Raw genomic sequence first — 14701 nt, forward strand, 5'->3', positions numbered from 1 at the left:
CGTCAGCCTTTGGGCAGGCCCAGCACCTGCTCCGCGATGATGTTGCGTTGAATCTCGGAAGTGCCGGCCAGGATGGTTTCGGCGCGCGACCAGAGATAGGTCCGCAGCAGGCCGGCATCCCGCGCGTCGCCGCCGGCCTGTGCCAGGCTGACGCGCGGCCCCAGGATATCCATGGCCAGGCCGAGCAGGCGCTGATGCGCCTCGCTCCAATGGACCTTGGTCGACGACCCTTCCGGGCCGGGCGGGTCGCCGCGCAGCGCGGCCTGCAGCGCACGCTGCGATTTCAGGGCCAGCACATGGCTGTCGGCCGCGAGGCGCGCCCAGCGCCGCCGCAGCGCCACATCATCGGCCGGGCAGTTGCCGGCCGCGTCGGCGCGCAGCGCCAGGGCGCGGACCTGCTGCAGCTCCTGGGCGAACCGCACCAGCCGCGGAATGAAATACGTGCCGCGCTCGAAGCTGGCCGCCGCCATGGCGATTTTCCAGCCCTGGTTTTCCTCGCCTAGCCGGCATTCGGCCGGCACCCGCACATTCTCGAAGAACACTTCGCAGAATTCGGCTTCGCCCGTCAGCTGGCGTATCGGCTCGACCCGCACGCCCGGGTCGCGCATGTCCACCAGCAGGAAACTCAGGCCGCGATGGCGCGGCGCCTGCGGATCGGTGCGCGCCAGCACGAAGCACCAGTGGGCGCGGTCGGCGAACGAGGTCCAGATCTTGTGGCCATTGAGCACATAGCCGTCGCCCGCGGGCTCGGCGCGCGTGCGCACCGCCGCCAGGTCGGACCCGGCGCCCGGCTCGGAATAACCTTGGCACCATACTTCGCGGTTGGACAGGATGCCGGGCAGGAACCGGCGCTTCTGTTCCTCGGTGCCGAAATGCAGCAGGGTCGGCGCCAGGATGCCATGGCCGATCAGGTTGACGCCGAGCGGCGCGCCGCAGCGCGCATGCTCTTCGTGGAAGATGGCCTGCCGGCGCAGCGGCAGCGCGCGGCCGCCATACTCGCGCGGCCAGCCGAGCCCGGCCCAGCCCGCCGCGCATAGGGCGTCTTCCCAGGCCTGGCGGAAATCCAGGCTGGCCGGGTCGGCGCGGCCGGGCCAGCCGGCCACGAAACCGGCGTACGCCGCCGCCAGCCAGTCGCGCAGGCCCTGGCGGAAAGCTGCGTCGTCCTGCAGCGCATCCAGTTCCATGCCGGCGCGCCTCATTGCAGGCGGATGCTGGAATCGCGCGCCACCTTGCCCCAGGTGGCGATGTCCTGCCGGATGAACGCCGCAAAGGTCTTGGGATCGCTGCCGATGATGTCCAGGCCCAGGTCGGCGAACTTGCGCTTGACATCGTCGCGCCGCAGCACCCGGGACACCGCCTGGTACAGCTTGTCGATCGCGGGGGCGGGCGTTCCCGCCGGCGCGACCAGCCCCAGCCACGGCATGGCCGAATACCCCGGCAAGCCCGATGCCGCCACGGTGGGCAGCTCGGGCACCGAGGCCGAGGCCTGCGCGGTGGTCACGGCCAGCGCGCGCAGCTTGCCGTCCTTGACGAAGGGCCCGGACGAGGCCCAGGCGTCGAACATGACTTGCAGGCGGCCGGCCACCAGGTCGGTCAGGGCCGGCGAACTGCCCTTGTAGGGGATGTGCTCCATCTCCACGCCGGCCATGTGCTTGAAGAGTTCCGCTTCCAGGTGCGTCGAGCTGCCCGTGCCCACCGACCCGTAGCTGAGCTTGCCGGGATTCGCCTTGAGGTAGGCGATCAGCTCTCCCACGGTCTTGGCCGGCACCGAGGGATGCACTTCCAGTACGTGCACCACCGATGCCACCTGGCTGACCGGCGCGAAGTCCTTGACCGGGTCGTAGTTCACCTTGGCATAAATGCTGGGCGCGATGCCCAGGGACGAGGCCGCCATCAACAACGTATAGCCGTCGGGCTTGGCGCGCGCCACGTAGTCGGACGCGATCAGCGTGCCGCCCCCGGGCTTGTTCTCGACGATCACGGGCTGGCCCAGTTCGGCGCCGAGGTGGTCGGCGACCAGGCGCGTCATGATGTCGGTGGCGCCGCCCGGCGAGAACGGCACGACGATGCGCACCGGCTGGGACGGGTAGTTGTCCTGCGCCCAGGCCGCGTTGCCCGCGGCCGCCGTGGCCAGTGCGATGCCGGCCAGCATTTTTTTCAACATGGGGTCTCCTCCTTGCGAAACGATGGATTACTGCGAATGCGGCAGGATCAGCGCGTCCAGCATCGCGACGCCCTGCCCCGCCTCCTTGACGAGCAGCGGATTCACTTCGATCTCCGCCACGCCCGGCGATGCCAGCAGCGCATCGCCCACTGCCACGATCGCCCGGCAGGCCGCGGCCACATCGGCCCTGGGCTTGCCGCGGTAACCGTCCAGCAACGGGAACACCTTCAGCTCGCGCAGCATGCGGCCGGCTTCGTCCGGGCCGATGGGCAGCACGCGATGGCTAGTGTCGCCGTACAGTTCGGTCAGCACGCCGCCCAGGCCCACGGTCAGGACCGGGCCGAACACCGGGTCGCGCGTCGCGCCGACGATCAGCTCGGCCACGCCGCGCTCCATGCGCTGGACCAGCACGCCGTCCAGGCGCGCGCGCGGCGCATGGCGGGCGGCGGCGGCCTGCAGGCGCGCGTGGGCGGCGCGCACCGCGGCCGCGTCGGCCAGGTCGAGGGCGACGCCGCCGGCTTCGGTCTTGTGCGCAATGTCGGCGCTGAGGATCTTCAACGCCACCGGGTAGCCGAGCTCGCCGGCCAGCTCCACCGCCTGGTCGGCGTCGCGCGCGACGCGGGCCGCATCGGCCAGGCCGAAGCGGCCCAGGTAAGCGCGCGCGGCCGCCTCGTTACAGGGCAGCGGCGGCAGGCCCGGCGCGATAGCCGCGGGCGCGCCGGCGTCATGCGGGCGCTTGCGCGCCTCGCACCACGCCAGGAATGGCGCCAGCGCCGACACGGCCAGGCCCAGGTCGTCGAATACGGCCACGCCGGCCTCGCGCAGCGCCTGCCGGCATTGCGCCGCGCCGGTGTCGATGGCGGCGAACAGGCGCGGATGCGCGCGCGCCACGTCGGCCAGCGCCTCGGCCATGCGGTCGAGCATGTAGCCGGGCGCATACACCACCACGGCATCGATCGCGTCAGAGGTGGCCAGGGCCTGCAGCGCGGCGCGCACGAAACCCGGGTTGTTGACCACATTGCCCGTGACATCCACCGGATTGCCCACCATGCCGTAATCGGGAATGCCGCCGCGCAGGGTAGCCTGCAGATCCTGCGGCAGTTCCGGCAGGTCGAGCCCGGCCGCCACGAAACGATCCGCCAGGATCGCGCCGAGCGCACCGGACATGGTCAGCACCGCGACCCGCCGGCCCGCGCTGCGATGCCGCAGCATGGCCAGCCCGGCCAGCTGCGCCATTTGCGCGAAGTCGCCGGCCTCGATCACGCCCAATTGCCGGAACGCCGCGCTATAGACACGCTGGTCCCCGGCCAGCGCCGAGGTGTGCGAGCGCACGGCCTGCGCGCCTTTGTCGGTGGCGCCCGCCTTCAACGCGATCAGGACCTTGCCGCGCCGCTCGAGCTCGCGGCAGGCGCGCACGAACCCGGGCCCGTCGCGCAACTGCTCCAGGTAGCCCAGCACGATCTCGGTATGCGGGTCTTGCGCCAGGTATTCCAGGTAGGCCGAAAAATCGACGCAGGCCTCGTTGCCGGTATTGATGAATTGCGAGAACGGCAGGCCCAGGCGGCGCGCGATGGCATACACGGCGGCGCAGACATTGCCGCTTTGCGTCAGCAGGCTGACCTGGCCCGGCTCCTGCTGCATGGGCGCGGTCTTGAAGACCGAGGCGAACGCGGTATGGGCCTGCGTATTCAGGTTGGCGAACCCCATGCAGTTGGGGCCGGCCACCACCATGCCGGACGCGGCCGCGAATTGCTCCAGCTCCTGCTGCAGGCGCGCGCCCGCGCCGCCGGCCTCGGCGAAGCCCGCCGCGTAGACGATGGCGGCGCGCACGCCGCGGGCGTGGCAGCGCTCGAGCATCGGCGTCACGTCGGCCGCGCCGATGGCCAGCACGGCCAGGTCGACCGGCTGCGGCACCGATTCGATGTCGGGCCAGCAGCGCAGGCCGAAGACTTCCTGGTACTTCGGATTGACGGGGAAGATCCGTCCGCCATAGCCAAAGCGGGTCAGCAGGTCCAGCGGCATGCCGCCGATGCGGCCCGCGTCGCCGCTGGCGCCGATCAGCGCGATCGAGGCGGGGTTCAGCAAGGGTTCCAGGCGATGCGTCATGCGGCCCCGCCCGATTTGTTGCGCTGGATGGCCTGCGCCAGGCCGCGCTCGCGCACGACGCGGTATTCCTCGGTCAGGTGCGACAACTGGTGGGTATCGAAATGCGCGGCCAGCGCGGTGCGGAAGCCCTGTGCGTCGGCGGTGCGGTTCAGCGAGCGCTTCACCAGCTTCAGGCCGAACGGCGGCGCCTGGGCGATGCGCCGCGCCAGGGCCAGCGTGGCCGCCTCGAGTTCGGCCAGCGGCACCACGCGATTGACCATGCCGATGCGCAGCGCCTCTTCGGCGCCGACCTTCTCGCCGGTGTAGAGCATTTCCTTGGCCTTGCGCAGGCCCATCACCCACGGATGGATCAGCACCTCGGTGGCGGCCGCCGCCAGCGTATGGCCGACCGGGTCGGAAAAATACGCGTCGTCGGCGCAGACGACCAGGTCGCACATGTTGGCGATCATGAAGCCGCCCGCCACGCAGGCGCCCTGCACCTCGGCGATGGTGGGCTTGGGGAAATCCCAGATGCGCAGGCAATAGCCGTAATAGCGCTGCGATTCATAGGCCCAGCGTTCCTCGACGGTGAAGTCGGCGCGCTTGGCCTGCGCTTCTTTCAGGTCGTGGCCCGCCGAGAAATGCGCGCCCTGCCCGGCCAGCACCACCACGCGTACGGCCGGGTCGTCGGCGGCGCGCGCCAGCGCCTGGTCCAGTTCATCCAGCATCTGCTGGCTTTGCGCATTGCGCGCAGCGGGGCGCGCCAGGCTGATGCGGCAGACCGCGCCATGCTGTTGCACAGCGAGAGTGGCGTATTCCATGAAGTCTCCTCGTCCGTTGTCATGCTCGGCCGAATTGAATTTACGCCCTGCCATTCCTAGAATACAAAATATTCGTTTAATTTATCCCACAATATGAACACCTCTAAATCGACCGGCGGCACCCAGAGCATGCGGCGCGCGCTGGCCCTGCTGCGGGTGTTGGCCCAGCACCAGGAAGACGGCATCGACCTGCAGGGCGTCATGGCGCGCACCGGGCTGGAACGCTCCACCGCGCACCGCCTGCTGAGCTGCCTGCTGGAAGAGCGCTTCGCCGAACGCGATCCGGCCAGCCGCAAGTACCGGCTGGGGGTCGACTCGATGCAACTGGGCTTCGCCTCGCTGCGCCATACGCCGCTGCTGGACGCACTGCGCCCGTTCGCGCAGAAGCTGGCGCGCCTGTCGGGCGATACGGTGTTCCTGGTGATCCGCCAGGGCGACTACGCGCTATGCCTGCTGCGCGAGGCCGGCAGCTTTCCAGTGAAGGTGTTCACCATCGACCAGGGCGAGCGCCGCCTGCTGGGCATCGGCGCGGGCGGACTGGCGCTGCTGGCGAGCCTGGACGACGACGAGATCGCGCTGCTGTACGAGCGGCACGCGCCGCTCTATGCGCAGGCGGGCTTCACGCGCACGGGGCTGGCCAAGATGGTGCGCCAGGCGCGCCAGGCGGGCTACGCCACGATCGTGGACACGATCACGCCGGGGGTGTCCGGCGTCGGCGTGGCCTTCCCGGTGTCGGCGCTGACCTGGGTGGCGGTGAGCTTCGGCGCGATCAGCAGCCGGCTGGACGCCCGCCGCCGGGTCGAGATGGGAGAACTGCTGCGCGCCGAATGCCGCGCATGGAGCCGGGAATACGCCGGGCTGTAGCGACAGCGCCGGCGCCCGGGGGACAGGCGCCAGGCCCCGGGGGGCGCGGCGCCTCGCGAGGCGCTAGACGCGCTCGAACACCGCCGCGATGCCCTGCCCGCCGCCGATGCACATGGTGACCAGGGCATAGCGGCCCTGCACGCGCTGCAGTTCGTACAGCGCCTTCACGGTGATGATGGCGCCGGTCGCGCCAATGGGATGGCCCAGGCTGATGCCGCTGCCGTTGGGGTTGACCTTGGCCGGGTCCAGGCCCAGTTCGCGCGACACCGCGCAAGCCTGCGCCGCGAAGGCTTCGTTGGCTTCGATCACGTCGAGCTGGTCGACCGCCAGGCCGGCGCGCTTGAGCACCGCCTGGGTGGCCGGCACCGGGCCGATGCCCATGATGGTGGGATCGACGCCGGCATGCGCGTAGGCAACCAGGCGCGCCAGCGGCTTGACGCCGCGCCGCTCGGCGGCGGCCGCGCTCATCAGCACCACGGCGCCGGCGCCGTCGTTCAGGCCCGAGGCGTTGCCGGCGGTGACGGTGCCGTTCTCTTTCTGGAACACCGGCTTCAATGTCGCCAGGCTTTCCGCCGTGACGTCGCGCCGTACGTGCTCGTCGGTGTCGAACGTGACCTCGCCCTTGCGCGTCTTGATGACGAAGGGCACGATCTGCTCGCGGAAACGGCCGGACTCGATGGCGGCCGCCGCGCGGCGGTGCGATTCGGCCGCCAGCGCGTCCTGGTCGGCGCGGCTGATGCCGAACTTGGCGGCCACGTTCTCGGCGGTGACGCCCATGTGCATGCGGCCGAACGGGTCGGACAACGCGCCGGTCATCATGTCCAGCAGCGCCGCGTCGCCCATGCGCGCGCCCCAGCGCTGCGCCGGCGCGATGTACGGCGCACGGCTCATGCTTTCGGCGCCGGCGCCCACGGCGATCTCGGCGTCGCCCAGCATGATGGTCTGCGCGGCCGACACGATGGCCTGCAGGCCCGACCCGCACAGGCGGTTGACGTTGAACGCCGGCGTCTCCTTGCCAATGCCGGCGTTCATGGCGGCCACGCGGGACAAGTACATGTCGCGCGGCTCGGTGTTGATGACGTGGCCCACCGCGACGTGGCCGACCTCGTCGCCCCCGACCGCCGCGCGCGCCAGCGCTTCCTTGATCACCGCAGCGCCCAGGTCGATGGGCGGGACGTCCTTCAATGCGCCGCCGAAATCGCCGATGGCGGTGCGGGCGGCTGCGGCGACGATGACTTCATTCATGGTGTTCCTCCTGTGCGATCCCAAACGTGGATAGCCCGATCATACTGTGCAGTGCAACATGGCGTCCAAGCCCGTCCCCCAGGCGGCGCTATTGCTTGGGGATGCCGGCGCGCTCGGCCGCCGCGGCCCACTTGCGGATCTCCGCCAGCTGGAACTCGCCCAGTTCGGCCGGCCCGGCGGGGAAGGCCTCCCAGCTGGTGTGCGCCAGGAATGCTTCGGCATCGGCGGTGCGGTAGATGTCCACCAGGGTGCGCGACAGTTTGTCGACCACGGCCGCCGGCGTGCCGGCCGGCGCGAAGGCGGCGGTCCAGTTCACCATGTAGTAGCCGTCGAAGCCGGATTCCTGCAGCGTCGGCACATCGGGGGCGCTGCGCAGGCGCTGGTGGCCCGTCACGGCCAGCAGCCGCATCTTGCCGGCCTGCACGAACGGGATCACCGCGCCGTAGTCGGCGAACACCAGGTCCACCTGCCCGCCGGCCAGGTCGGTCAGCGCCGGCGCGGCGCCTTTGTACGGCACATGCGTGGCCTCGATGCCGGCCATCGACAGGAACAGCTCGGTGGCGATCTGGTACGAGGCGCTGCCGCTGCCGTAGTTCAGCTTGCCGGGAGCGCGGCGGCCCGCCTCGACCAGCTCGGCCACGCTCCGGTAAGGCGCGCCGGCCTGCACCGCCAGCGCCATCGCGCCGAAGCCCAGGCGAGCGACCGGCGCGAAGTCCTTGACGGGGTCGTACGGCAGTTGCTTGAACATGGCGGCGTTGGTGGCCACCGGCGAGTTGCTGGCCAGCAGCAGCGTGTAGCCGTCGGGCCGGGCCGTGGCGACCGCCTGCGCGGCAATGAAGCTGTTGCCGCCCGGCCGGTTCTCCACCGATACCGGCACGCCCAGCCGGGCCTCCATTTGCTGCGCCACATAGCGGGCGTTGCTGTCGGTGCCGCTGCCCGGCGGAAACGACACGACCAGGCGGATGGGCTGCTCGGGGTATGCCGCATGCGCGGCCGGCGACAGCAAGGCCGCGCACAGCAGCGCGGCCAGCCGGAAAAAGCGGTTCATGGGTTGTCTCCTGGATTATCGGCGCGCACGGCCATGCGCGCGGACCCAAGGGTAGGCAACCGGCGGCGGACCCGTCTAATACTGATTCATTAGCTCGCCATAGCGATTCGGTATCGCCTGAGTGGCCAGCATCACGTCGCGCAGCTTCAGCACCGGCACGCACGACGTATCGCGATGCGCCACCAGCGACAGGGCCAGCGCGTCGTGCGCTTCGGCATCGGTCAGGTCCACGAACGCCACATGCGGGGTGGAATAGGCGCGCGTCACGCCCGGCACCAGCGCCACGCCCAGCCCGCTGGCCACCAGGCTGACCAGGGTCTGCACCTGGATGGCTTCCTGGCTGATGCGCGGCGAGAAGCCCGCCTTGCGGCACAAGGCCTGCGCCACGCCATGCAGGCCCGGCACCTTGGCCGGCGAATACATGACGAAGGGCTCCGACCGCACGGCCTGCAGCGCCACCGGACCGCCCGCCAGCGGATGGGCGGCCGGCAGGGCCAGGATCAGGCTGTCGCGCTCGACCACCCAGCTCGACAAGGATGGGTCTTCGGCCAGCGGGCCGCGCACCAGGCCAGCGTCGATCTCGTTGGCGCGCAGCATGCCGGCCAGCCGCACCGTGCTGTCCTCGCGCAGCTCGAGCTCGACGTCCGGATAGCGGCGCCGGAATACCGGCAGGCAGCGCGGCAGCAGCATGTAGGTGGCCGAGCCCACGAAGCCCAGCCGCAGGCGGCCCTGCTCGCCCAGCGCCACGCGCCGCGCCGACTGCCGCGCCTGGTCGGCATGGAACAGGGCGCGCCGCGCATCGGCCATCAGGGCCGCGCCGGCCGGCGTCAGCGACACGCCCTTGGCGCCGCGCTCCAGCAACTGCGCCCCCACGCCATGCTCGAGCTTCTGGATGGACACCGACAGGGCCGGCTGGGCGATATGCAGGACTTCGGCGGCGCGGCGGTAGCTGCCGAGCTCGGCGATGGTGACGAATTGGCGTAGTTGACGGAGGTCCATGGCCATAACGAATTCGATATCACGCAATACAAACACCATATTAGACGCTTATGCACTGCCTGGTTAGGATGCGCCCATGACGCTTCCCACCGACCCCGAACGCAGCGCCCTGGCCGGCGTGCGCGTGCTGGACCTGACCTCGGTCGTGTTCGGCCCCTACGCCTCGCAGATCCTGGCCGACTATGGCGCCGACGTGATCAAGATCGAGTCCCCCGAGGGCGACTCCACCCGCCGCACCGGGCCGCAGCAGGAAGACGGGCTGGCGGCGATTTTCCTCGGCATCAACCGCAACAAGCGCAGCGTGGTGCTGGACCTCAAGCAGGCCGCCGCGCGCGAGGCCCTGCTGGCGCTGGTGGACGGCGCCGACGTGCTGATGCACAGCATGCGGCCGGCCAAGATGGCGCGCCTGGGCCTGGATCCGGACACACTGTGCGCGCGCAACCCGCGCCTGGTCTACGCGGGCCTCTACGGCTTCGGCGAGGGCGGCGCCTACGCGGGCCTGCCGGCCTACGACGATATCGTGCAGGGGCTGTCCGGCGTGGCCGACATCACCCGGCGGCAAGGCGGCACCCCGCGCTACCTGCCCACCATCGCGGCCGACAAGACCTGCGGGCTGGTCGCCGCGCATGCGGTCCTGGCGGCGTTGTTCCAGCGCGAACGCACCGGCCTGGGCCAGCACCTGGAAGTGCCGATGTTCGAATCGATGACATCCTACCTGCTGGTGGAACACTTGTACGGCCGCCACCTGCAGGACGCGCCCGGCCCGGCCGGCTACCCGCGCGTGCTGGCCCCGTGGCGGCGGCCCTACCAGACCGCTGACGGCCATCTGTGCATGATGCCGTACACCGACGCGCACTGGCAGCGCTTCTTCACCGAGACCGGCCACGCGGAACTGGCCGGCGACGCGCGCTTTGCCGACATCTCGGCGCGCACCCGGCATATCGAGGCGCTCTACGAGCTGGTGGGCGGCATCGTCGCCGGCCGCGACACGGCGCACTGGCTGGCGCTGTGCCAACGCCTGGAGATTCCCGCCGCGCCGGTCAACCGGCTGGAAGACCTGGAACACGACCCGCACCTGCGCAGCGTGGACTTCTTCGTGCCGCTGCAGAGCGCGGCGGGCAAGCGCTATCGCTTCGCCCGCAACCCGGTGCGGCTGCAGCGCTCACAGGTCGCGCCCGCCATGCCGCCGCGCCTGGGCGAACACACGCGCCAGGTGCTGCGCCAGGCCGGGTTCGATCCCGCGCGGATCGAGACGCTGCTGGCCAGCGGCGCGGCGCGCGAGCCGGCCGCGCCACCCCTTTCCACACAGGAGGACACGCCATGACTGATTCCCGCCCGGCGCCGTTGCTGGGACACGGCTACTACTGGCAAGACCTGCAGGTCGGCCAGCGCTTCCGCACGTTCCGCCGGACCGTGACCGAGACCGACATCGTCAACTTCATCAGCGTCACCGGCATGCTGGAGACCATCTTCATCGACGCCACCTACGAGCATGGCGCGATCCGCGGCCGCCCGGCGCCGGGCGCGCTGACCTACGGGCTGATCGAAGGCCTGATCATGCAGGGCATGGTGCAGGGCACCGGGCTGGCGCTGCTGGAGGTGCACAAGAAAATGCTCGCGCCGGTCGTGGCCGGCGACACCGTCTGGGCCGAAATCGAGGTCACCGGCATCCGGCCCACCTCGCGGCACAACCGCGCCGTGGTCAGTTCGGCGATCGAAGTGCGCAACCAGCACGGCCAGCCCGTGATGACCTATACCGCCACGCGCATGCTGGCCGGCAGGCCGGCCTGAGTGCCGCGGCAACCGGACGACGGCGTCCGGTGCCGTCCATATAGAACAAGCACAAGGAGACAAGCAATATGAAAACCTTCACCCGGATCGCCGCGGCCGCCCTGGCCGTCCTCGTCCTGGCGGGGCCTGCCCCGGCGCGGGCCGCCTGGCCCGAGCGCCCGGTCACCGTGGTGGTGCCCTTCCCGCCCGGCGGGCCCACCGACCTGGTGGCGCGCGTGCTGGCCAAGCAGCTGGCCGACCAGACCGGCCAGGCCTTTGTCGTCGAGAACAAGGGCGGCGCCAACGGCAATATCGGCATGCAGTATGCCGCGGCCGCCAAGCCGGACGGCTACACCGTGCTGTACAACACCTCGTCGATCGCCCTCAGCCCGAACCTGTACCGCAACCTGCCTTTCGACCCGGTCAAGGATTTCACCGCGGTGTCGTCGACCGCGGTGATCCCGCTGGTGCTGCTCACGCACCCGTCGGTGCCCGTCAATGACGTGCGGGAGTTCGTCGACTATGCCCGCGCCCATCCCGGCAAGCTGTCCTACGGCTCGGCGGGCGCGGGCAACGTGACGCACCTGGGCGCCCTGCTGTTCCTGCGCTCGGTCGGCATACAGGCGGTCCATGTGCCGTACCGCGGCAGCGCGCCGGCCATGACCGACCTGGTCGGCGGCCAGGTGCAGTTCATGGCCAACACGCTGAACGACTCGCTGGGGTTCGTGCGCGACGGCAAATTGAAAGCGCTGGCGGTCAGCAGCAAGGCGCGCAGCCCGCAACTGCCCGACACGCCCACGCTAGGCGAGACCGTGGCGCCCGATTTCGAAATGGGCGCCTGGCAAGGCATGGTGGTGCCGGCGGGCACGCCGCAGGCAGTGGTGGATGCGCTCAACGCGCAGATCCGCAAGGCGCTGCAGGCGCCGCCGGTGCTCAAGCAATTGGCCGCGCAGGGCGCGCAGCCGCTGGGATCGTCGCCCGCCGAGTACGGCGAATATATCCGGGCCGAGATCGACCGCTGGCACGAGGTCGTGCAGGCGGCCGATGTCCGGCTGGACTAGGGCCTGTCCACGCTAAAAGGAGGCCCGGCGGCCGCGGGACTCAGCGCCCCGCGGCCTTGGCGCTGATGCCGCCGGCCACGCCCATGTCGGTCTTGGGTACGTCGGTGATGATGATGCGCACGTCCTCTTCCGAAATGCCGATGCTGTCGTGCACGGCCCGGCTCACCGCCGCCAGCATGGCGGCCTTTTTTTCTTCGGTGCGGCCCTCGATCAGCATGACGCGCAGCAAGGCCATGTCCTTGCCGAGCTCGCCGGCCACGATGACGTGCTCGGGGGGCACTTCCTGCAACACGATGCGCACGCTGGCCAGCGGCGCCGCCAGGCTGTCGACGACAGCCTGCGACACGCGGGTCAGCAGTTCGGACTTCTGCTGGGCCGAGTGGCCCTGCATGATCTGGACATTCAAGATAGGCATGGGAGGGTTCCGCTGTGATGAGCCGTGAGAGAAGCGCTCATCATAGCGAAAGCCGCGGCGGGCCGCCCTCCCCGCCCCCCGCTCAGCGCGAGGGCTCAGCCTGGGGCGCCTCGGCGGGCGCCGGATCGGCCGGCGCGGGCTCCACGGGCGTGGGCGTGACCAGGTCCACCACCTTCTTGCGCGACAACATGCCGATGAACTCGTCGTCTTCGCCGGTCACGGCCACCGGCTGGTCGCTGTGCACCAGGCGCGCCAGCACCTCGTCCAGCCCGGCGGTGGCCGGCACCGAGGCCAGGTCCTCGACGAATGCGGACACGTCGCGCGCGCCGGACTCGACCGCGCGCTGCGCCACCTCCGCCGTCAGCACGCCCGCCAGCCGCTTGCCGTCCAGCACCGGGGCGTACTCGAAGCTGAGCGCCCGCATGCGGTCCAGCGCATGCGCCGGCCGCGAACGCATGGTCAGCGTCAGGCGCGGCGGGTTGACGGCATGGGCGGCATTGAGCACCTTGGTGCGGTTGACGTCCTGCAGGAAGGCCTGCACGTAGTCGTTGGCCGGGTTCAGCAGGATGTCCTCCGGCGTGCCCTCCTGCACCAGCTCGCCGTCCTTCAGGATGGCGATCCGGTTGCCCAGCCGCAGGGCCTCGTCCAGGTCGTGGGTAATGAACACGATGGTCTTGTTCAGGCGCGCCTGCAGTTGCAGCAGGTGGTCCTGCATCTCGCGGCGGATCAGCGGGTCCAGCGCCGAGAAGGCTTCGTCCATCAGCAGGATCTCGGCGTCGGTCGCCAGCGCCCGCGCCAGCCCCACGCGCTGCTGCATGCCGCCGGACAGCTGGTGCGGATACTGAGCCTCGAAACCGTTCAGCCCCACCTGGTCGAGCCAATGGCGCGCGCGCTGCTCGCGCTCGGCCTTGGGCATGCCCTGCACGGTCAGGCCATAGGCCGCGTTCTCCAGCACCGTGCGGTGCGGGAACAGCCCGAAGCGCTGGAACACCATGCTCATTTTCTTCTGGCGGAAGCTTTCCAGCTCGCGCTTGCCGAGGCTGACGACATCCACGCCGTCGACCAGGATATGGCCGGCGCTGGGCTCGATGAGCCGGTTGAAATGCCGGATCAGCGTCGACTTGCCCGAGCCGGACAGGCCCATGATGACGTAGATGCTGCCCTCTTCGATGGACAGGCTGATGTCGCGCAGGCCCAGCGTGTGGCCGCTCCTGGCCAGCAGGTCTTCCTTGCTCATGCCGTCCTGGGCGGCCTGCAGCCACTTGCCGGGATGCGGACCGAAAATCTTGTAGATGTTCTTGACTTCGATCTTGCTCATCGATGGCCTCCTTTGCGTACGCGCTGCCCGTAGGACTGCGTGATGCGATCGAACAGCACCGCCAGCACCACGATGCCCAGGCCGGCCAGCAGGCCGCGCCCCACTTCCAGGCGGTTGATGCCCAGCAGCACTTCATAGCCCAGCCCGCGCGCGCCGATCATCGAGGCGATCACCACCATCGACAGCGCCATCATCGTGGTCTGGTTGATGCCCGCCATGATGTTGGGCAGGGCCAGCGGCAGCTGCACCCCGAACAGTTGCTGGCGCGGCGTGGCACCGAACGCGCGCGAGGCTTCCAGCACCTCGCGGTCCACCAGGCGGATGCCCAGGTCGGTCAGGCGGATCAGCGGCGGCACGGCGTAGATGACCGTGGCGATGATGGCCGGGATCTTGCCCAGGCCGAACAGCATCACCACCGGGATCAGGTAGACGAAGCTGGGCATGGTCTGCATCACGTCCAGCACCGGCAGCATGATCGAGCGCAGCCAGTTGGCGCGCGCCATCAGCACGCCCACCGGGATGCCGATGATGACCGACAGGCCGGCGGCCATGATCATCAGCGCCAGGGTCTGCATGCCGGCGTCCCACAGGCCCAGCAGGCCGATGACGCACAACAGCGCCCCCATGGCGACGCTCAGGCCGATGCGGCGGCTCACGCCCCAGGCGATGGCGATGGTGGCCAGCACCACCACCCACCACGGCGTGCTGCGCAGCACCTGCTCGAGCCACACCAGCACATCCAGGAAAGGCCGCGACATTGCCTCGAGCGTGTCGGCATAGCGCGTGACCAGGTGATCGACAAACGTGTCGATGGCGCCGCGCACAGCGCGCGGCGGAATAATCTCAGGAAACATAGGCAACTCCATACGGGCGTGCCGCAGGGTGATGCGGCCGGGCGCAGGCGGCCAGCC

14 protein-coding genes are annotated in these 14701 nt (G+C 70.0%); 4 read left to right on the forward strand and 10 right to left on the reverse strand.

Annotated features, from left to right (window positions below; translation table 11 throughout):
• Positions 1–2: 2 nt before the first annotated feature.
• From ACKTT0_RS24500 to ACKTT0_RS24515, 4 genes are read right to left on the reverse strand one after another with little or no spacing between them, the layout of a single operon-like run.
• A complete protein-coding gene (locus ACKTT0_RS24500) occupies positions 3–1184 on the reverse strand; it encodes an acyl-CoA dehydrogenase family protein (protein ID WP_407852322.1) in 1182 nt (393 codons plus the stop codon).
• Between the two features lie 11 nt (positions 1185–1195).
• Complete coding sequence (locus tag ACKTT0_RS24505; RefSeq protein ID WP_407852323.1) at positions 1196–2164, reverse strand: tripartite tricarboxylate transporter substrate binding protein; 969 nt, start codon at positions 2162–2164, stop codon at positions 1196–1198.
• Between the two features lie 27 nt (positions 2165–2191).
• Positions 2192–4270, reverse strand: coding sequence for an acetate--CoA ligase family protein (locus ACKTT0_RS24510; protein WP_407852324.1), 2079 nt, complete (start codon positions 4268–4270; stop codon positions 2192–2194).
• On the reverse strand, positions 4267–5070 hold the full coding sequence (locus tag ACKTT0_RS24515) for an enoyl-CoA hydratase (protein ID WP_407852325.1): 804 nt from the start codon (positions 5068–5070) through the stop codon (positions 4267–4269). The genes ACKTT0_RS24510 and ACKTT0_RS24515 overlap by 4 nt, the downstream gene beginning before the upstream one ends.
• A gap of 93 nt (positions 5071–5163) precedes the next feature.
• On the opposite strand from ACKTT0_RS24515, the gene ACKTT0_RS24520 reads away from it, so the two are divergent.
• Positions 5164–5934: an IclR family transcriptional regulator gene (locus ACKTT0_RS24520; RefSeq protein WP_028354112.1), complete on the forward strand. Its 771-nt coding sequence runs from the start codon at positions 5164–5166 to the stop codon at positions 5932–5934.
• A gap of 63 nt (positions 5935–5997) precedes the next feature.
• Here the strand turns inward: ACKTT0_RS24520 and ACKTT0_RS24525 are convergent, their stop codons facing one another.
• The 3 genes from ACKTT0_RS24525 to ACKTT0_RS24535 form a co-directional block, all read right to left on the reverse strand.
• Entirely contained in the window at positions 5998–7179 is a 1182-nt protein-coding gene (locus ACKTT0_RS24525) for an acetyl-CoA C-acyltransferase family protein (RefSeq protein WP_407852326.1), read from the reverse strand.
• A gap of 88 nt (positions 7180–7267) precedes the next feature.
• Positions 7268–8227 carry a Bug family tripartite tricarboxylate transporter substrate binding protein gene (locus ACKTT0_RS24530; RefSeq protein WP_407852327.1) on the reverse strand — a complete coding sequence of 320 codons (960 nt, stop codon included), beginning with the start codon at positions 8225–8227 and terminating at the stop codon, positions 7268–7270.
• A gap of 75 nt (positions 8228–8302) precedes the next feature.
• The gene (locus ACKTT0_RS24535; RefSeq protein ID WP_407852328.1) at positions 8303–9226 is read right to left on the reverse strand and encodes a LysR family transcriptional regulator; all 924 of its coding nucleotides are present in this window, start codon (positions 9224–9226) and stop codon (positions 8303–8305) included.
• A 76-nt stretch (positions 9227–9302) separates the two neighbouring features.
• On the opposite strand from ACKTT0_RS24535, the gene ACKTT0_RS24540 reads away from it, so the two are divergent.
• The 3 genes from ACKTT0_RS24540 to ACKTT0_RS24550 all read left to right on the forward strand — a co-directional run bounded on the left by ACKTT0_RS24540 (position 9303) and on the right by ACKTT0_RS24550 (position 12057).
• Positions 9303–10550, forward strand: a complete 1248-nt coding sequence (locus ACKTT0_RS24540) for a CaiB/BaiF CoA transferase family protein (RefSeq protein WP_407852329.1) — start codon at positions 9303–9305, stop codon at positions 10548–10550.
• Complete coding sequence (locus tag ACKTT0_RS24545; protein WP_407852330.1) at positions 10547–11017, forward strand: MaoC family dehydratase; 471 nt, start codon at positions 10547–10549, stop codon at positions 11015–11017. Before ACKTT0_RS24540 ends, ACKTT0_RS24545 begins: the two co-directional genes overlap by 4 nt.
• Before the next feature lie 68 nt (positions 11018–11085).
• Complete coding sequence (locus ACKTT0_RS24550; RefSeq protein WP_407852331.1) at positions 11086–12057, forward strand: Bug family tripartite tricarboxylate transporter substrate binding protein; 972 nt, start codon at positions 11086–11088, stop codon at positions 12055–12057.
• A 40-nt stretch (positions 12058–12097) separates the two neighbouring features.
• On the opposite strand, the gene ACKTT0_RS24555 is transcribed toward ACKTT0_RS24550, so the two are convergent.
• The 3 genes from ACKTT0_RS24555 to ACKTT0_RS24565 all read right to left on the reverse strand — a co-directional run bounded on the left by ACKTT0_RS24555 (position 12098) and on the right by ACKTT0_RS24565 (position 14644).
• A complete protein-coding gene (locus ACKTT0_RS24555) occupies positions 12098–12472 on the reverse strand; it encodes a tautomerase family protein (RefSeq protein ID WP_028354118.1) in 375 nt (124 codons plus the stop codon).
• 82 nt (positions 12473–12554) lie between these two features.
• Positions 12555–13790: a quaternary amine ABC transporter ATP-binding protein gene (locus ACKTT0_RS24560; RefSeq protein WP_407852332.1), complete on the reverse strand. Its 1236-nt coding sequence runs from the start codon at positions 13788–13790 to the stop codon at positions 12555–12557.
• Positions 13787–14644 carry an ABC transporter permease gene (locus ACKTT0_RS24565; RefSeq protein ID WP_407852333.1) on the reverse strand — a complete coding sequence of 286 codons (858 nt, stop codon included), beginning with the start codon at positions 14642–14644 and terminating at the stop codon, positions 13787–13789. The genes ACKTT0_RS24560 and ACKTT0_RS24565 overlap by 4 nt, the downstream gene beginning before the upstream one ends.
• Positions 14645–14701: the final 57 nt, after the last annotated feature.

It is taken from the genome of Bordetella saccharivorans (assembly GCF_045862855.1).
GTDB classification, from domain to species: Bacteria; Pseudomonadota; Gammaproteobacteria; order Burkholderiales; family Burkholderiaceae_B; genus Bordetella_A; species Bordetella_A petrii_F.